Origin of the sequence: Kitasatospora sp. NPDC050463, from assembly GCF_040655255.1 — a bacterium.
Taxonomy (GTDB): Bacteria; Actinomycetota; Actinomycetes; order Streptomycetales; family Streptomycetaceae; genus Kitasatospora.
The window spans coordinates 1-1,990 of record NZ_JBFAJO010000211.1 but is presented as its reverse complement, the minus strand read 5'-3'; the positions used below and the strand labels follow the sequence as shown (position 1 = coordinate 1,990).

Genomic DNA, 1,990 nt, shown 5'->3' with positions numbered 1-1,990 from the left:
CCGGATCGCCCGCCACCTCGTCGCCGCCCAGTGCTCCCGGCATGCGTGCAGCCCTCCCGCAGGGCCGGGCGGCCCGGAGGCGGACGCGTCGCGGCTGCGGCGCCGGCCCGGGCTGGGGCGGGGCGGGGCGGGGCGGGGCGGTCAGATCGGCTGGTCGGGGCTCGTCCAGCCAGGCCTGCCAGCACTTGGGGGTGACGGTGAGTCCGAGCCGGTCGACGCCGGGTTCGACCGCCCGGTGCCACCAGGTGAGGGTCTGCTCGAAATCGTCCCACCGCCGGCGGCCACCGTACTGGCGGACCAGGTACGGCCGCACTGCCGCCAGGGCCGTGGAGAAGGCGACATGTTCGTCGGACAACCGACGGGCCTTGAGGCGGTGATGAGGCTGGCCGAGCCTACCGAGTCCGGCCGGTCCCCCACCCGCCACCTCTTGCGCCGGGCCGCAGCGTCGCTGCCCGAGGGGACCAGCCGGCCGTCCCGGACCGAGGGACGGGCGGACCCGGTGGAGAGGTCGACCGGCGGGCCCACGTGCATCACACTGGGCGGGGTGACGACGACACGAGCATCCTCATCCGAAGGTCTCCGTGCTGTTCTCTTCGACTCGGGCGGCGTGCTGATGCAGCCGATCGGTGGCCGCTGGAACCCACGAGCGGACTTCGAGCACACCGTCCTCGCCCACGCACCCTCGATCACGTCGGAACGGTTCGCGGCGGCCATCGCCGCCGGCGACAGGTTCCTCAACGCCTCACCGACGACGCCCGACCACGACGACTACCACCGCGTGATGCTTCACGACCTCGGCGTGCACCCGACCTCGGAGCTCCTCGCCGAGCTGCGCCGTGAGGTCCCCCCGGCCACCGTCCTGGAGACGTACCCCGAGGTCGTGGACACCCTGGAGGAGCTGAGCCGACGAGGCGTGCGCATGGCGGTGGTGTCGGACGCCTGGCCCAACCTGCCGGACCTTCACGCAGGACTGGGGATAGGGCAGTACTTCGAGGCGTACGCGATCTCGGCGGAACTCGGCTGCAACAAGCCGGACCCGCGGATGTACCACCACGCCAGCACCGCGCTGGATCTCCCGCCCGCGCAGTGCCTGTTCGTCGACGACGATCCGATCCTGGTCACCGCCGCGATCACGCTCGGGTACGCGGGACGCGCGGTCTGCCGAGGAGCGGCCACCTCGCACGTGCCCACCATCGCGTCCCTGACGGAACTGCTGGACCTCTTCAGGTAGCCGCTAAGGTCGTCCACGATTGGCATAGCTGATCAATTTCCGGAAAGCAGCCGTATGCGCCTGCGTATCGCCGACGTCAACACCGTCGGCTTCAAGATCCGCATCAACGAGCTCCACGCCAACGGCAAGGTCGCCTCGGACGGAACCCACACCTCCGAGACCGTGGGCTGGATCGCTTCCACCGTGTGAGGGCTCACAGGCTGTCAAGACAGCCCTGAGGCGCCATCCGTCCTGAGCGACGCGGACGCGGTGGTCGGGAGACGCACGCCGACCCGCCGTCCGCCAGGCTCACCCGGCGGACGGCGCCTCCTTTGCCCTGCCATCCGCCCGACGACCGATCAAGGCCCGCAACTGGGTGCCTCGGCCGACGCCCGCTCCGGCTCGGATCCGGCCGCGGCACCGAGGCTCGACGAAGCCCCCATCGTCGTCGTTCAATGCGCTCCCGACCAGGACAGTCGCTGCCCCGGCCTCGTGCGACCGGCCACGCAAAGCCCGCTCCAACGTCTCGACCACCACCTCGTGAGCCAGCGCGGGAGGGTTCTCAACGCTCGGATGGGAACGCATCCCGCTGGACTACGCGTCCCTCGCTGATCACACTCGGCCTGCAAGGTCGCGGTGAACGCCGCCTACTGCTGAGTTCCTCAAGTTGCGGGTATAGAGCCCATGTTGGGGTAATTCAGGGAGGCAGGGGGTGGGGTGTGCCGGGGTTGCTGCGGGCCCAGGCCGCCGTGGGGGCGGACGAGGAGAGAATGATCACCA

2 protein-coding genes and 1 pseudogene are annotated in these 1,990 nt (G+C 70.5%); 2 read left to right on the top strand and 1 reads right to left on the bottom strand.

The features are described 5' to 3' along the window. Positions 1 to 355, bottom strand: a pseudogene (locus AB0J08_RS41545) (hypothetical protein); the annotation flags it as partial. 144 nt (positions 356 to 499) lie between these two features. Between AB0J08_RS41545 and AB0J08_RS41540 the strand changes: the two are divergent. Next, positions 500 to 1,231: an HAD-IA family hydrolase gene (locus tag AB0J08_RS41540; protein WP_360645381.1), complete on the top strand. Its 732-nt coding sequence runs from the start codon at positions 500 to 502 to the stop codon at positions 1,229 to 1,231. 54 nt (positions 1,232 to 1,285) lie between these two features. Further along, positions 1,286 to 1,420 (top strand): hypothetical protein, encoded by a 135-nt coding sequence (locus tag AB0J08_RS41535; RefSeq protein WP_360645378.1) that lies wholly within the window; start codon positions 1,286 to 1,288, stop codon positions 1,418 to 1,420. The last annotated feature ends 570 nt before the right edge of the window (positions 1,421 to 1,990 follow it).